Source organism: Micrococcus sp. HSID17227 (assembly GCF_003989405.1).
Classification (GTDB): Bacteria; Actinomycetota; Actinomycetes; order Actinomycetales; family Micrococcaceae; genus Micrococcus; species Micrococcus luteus.
On record NZ_RBLN01000338.1, the window covers coordinates 1 to 1,940 of the forward strand.

At 76.5% G+C, this 1,940-nt stretch carries 3 protein-coding genes; all 3 read right to left on the reverse strand.

What is annotated here, in order from left to right:
* Nucleotides 1-260: 260 nt before the first annotated feature.
* On the reverse strand, nucleotides 261-797 hold the full coding sequence (locus D8M29_RS11520) for a metallophosphoesterase (RefSeq protein WP_127445996.1): 537 nt from the start codon (nucleotides 795-797) through the stop codon (nucleotides 261-263).
* A gap of 8 nt (nucleotides 798-805) precedes the next feature.
* Nucleotides 806-1,612 (reverse strand): DUF1648 domain-containing protein, encoded by an 807-nt coding sequence (locus D8M29_RS11525; RefSeq protein ID WP_089529284.1) that lies wholly within the window; start codon nucleotides 1,610-1,612, stop codon nucleotides 806-808.
* Between the two features lie 9 nt (nucleotides 1,613-1,621).
* Nucleotides 1,622-1,940: EamA family transporter (locus D8M29_RS11530; RefSeq protein WP_148111602.1), on the reverse strand; the 319-nt coding region annotated here is incomplete at its 5' end.

A 1,940-nucleotide genomic window follows, 5' to 3' on the forward strand; every position in this document is an offset into this window, starting at 1 on the left:
CCTCGTGAAGGCGACCGCGGCGAGGGTGGACGGCAGGGGCGTGCGCGCGGTCATGGGGTGAGCCTGCCGCCCCCGGGCCCTGCGACGGACCGGACCGACGCGCCCTGGGGAGGGCCGCCGTCGTCGTGGTGGCTGTGCAGGAGCAGCCGGCCCGCCGGACACGGTGGCCCCTTTGCGACGCGGGTTGAGTTATCACGGGTGCAGGCCGCCTGGACCGGTGATAACTCAACCCGCGTTGCGGGGAGCGGGCGGCCCGTCGGTCACGGCGTGCGGTCGACCGGCACCAGCTCCACGTCCTCGAGCCGCCCGTCCCGCACCGCCGCGCGCATGAGCGTGCACACCGGCTGCCGTCGCCGGTCCGTGCAGGAGCCGGGGTTCAGCAGCCGCAGGCCCGGGTTCGCGGTCTCCGGACCGGCCACGGTGTCCCACGGGATGTGGCTGTGCCCGAAGACCAGCACGTCCGCGTCCGGGAACGCCGCGGCCATGCGGCGCTCGCGGCCGGCCGCCGGGCCCGTCTCGTGGACCATCGCGATCCGCACCCCGCCGAGCTCCACGCGCGCCACCTCGGGCAGCCGCGCCCGCAGCTTCGGCCCGTCGTTGTTGCCCCACACGCCCACCAACCGGGCGGCCCGCGCGTCGAGGTCGTCGAGCACGTCCTCGGTCACCCAGTCGCCGGCGTGGAGCACGACGTCGGCCCGCGCCACCTCGGCCCACACCTGCGCGGGCAGGGCACGGGCACGCCGCGGGATGTGGGTGTCGGCGATCAGGAGCAGGCGGACGGCGACGTCGTCGGGCACGGTCCGCCTCACCGCGCCGCGAACGCGCCGAGCCAGAGCGCCAGCGGCAGGCCGACGATGACCACGACCACGAATCCGCGCACCAGCCACCGGCCCGCCGGGGTGGCGAGGTTGACCGTCACGCCCACGCCGTAGCCGGGGCGCTTGGTGGGGAAGACGGCCGGGTCGTCGGGGTCGCGCTTGAGCCCCAGGGGCGTCCACACCTCGTCCTCGGCGCGTTCCGCGGCCGTGGGCCGGTACCCGAGCTCCGCCGCGACGCGGTCCGACCAACGCGTCCACCGCCGCGTGCTGGCCCGCATCGCCGGGAAGACGCCCACCATGAGCACGGTCAGCGTGAGGGGCAGGATCCACCACGGCATCGTCCACGCCCCGGCGGCGAGCACCTCGGCCGTTGTCGGGGCCAGCACCAGCACGATGAGCACGCACGACCACCCGAGGCACTCCTGGACCCCGCGGTGCACCCCCGCCTGGCGCACGCGCCGCCACGGGGACAGCCCCGGATCCGTGGGGACGAGGACGGTGACCATCGCGGAGACCAGGGCCAGGAACCCCGTCACGCCGAGGCCGATCAGCGGCCCCGTCGCCACCGTGCCGAACGAGGCGTCCTCCCACGCATCCGGCCGCCCGTCGACGCCCCAGTGCGTGGGCACCCGCTCCGGCAGGCCCGGCAGGGCGACGAGGGCCCACCCCAGCAGCGCCAGGCACAGTGCGGCCGCGAGCAGGAACGGCAGCCACGGACGCAGCCGGCCACGGCGCAGGGCGGCGCGCTCGGCGGCGGGGACGTCGTCGGGAGTGGGACGGGGCGGGTGGGGCATCGACCCAGGCTAGCCGCGGCCCCCGCCCGCCACACCCGGTGACCGGCTCGTCCAGACGGCGGCCGCGCACGCCGCGATCACCAGCAGCATCCCCGCCAGGTCCAGCGGGGTGAGCTCCTGCCCGCGCACGGCCCACGCGGTCAGCGCCGCTGCGATCGGCGAGAGGCACGTCAGCAGGGAGAACAGCGCGGTCGGCATGCGGCGCAGCACCTGCAGGTCGATCCCGTACGGCACCGCTGTGGACAGCAACGCCACGGCCAGCCCCACGCCCAGCACCACGGGGGAGAGCAGGGCCGCCCCCGCCGTCGCGACGCCGACCGGCAGCGCC

What these genes read in the sequence shown, in the direction of transcription:
- D8M29_RS11525 (WP_089529284.1), bottom strand. Translation starts at nt 1,612, where the DNA reads ATGCCCCACCCGCCCCGTCCCACTCCCGACGACGTCCCCGCCGCCGAG.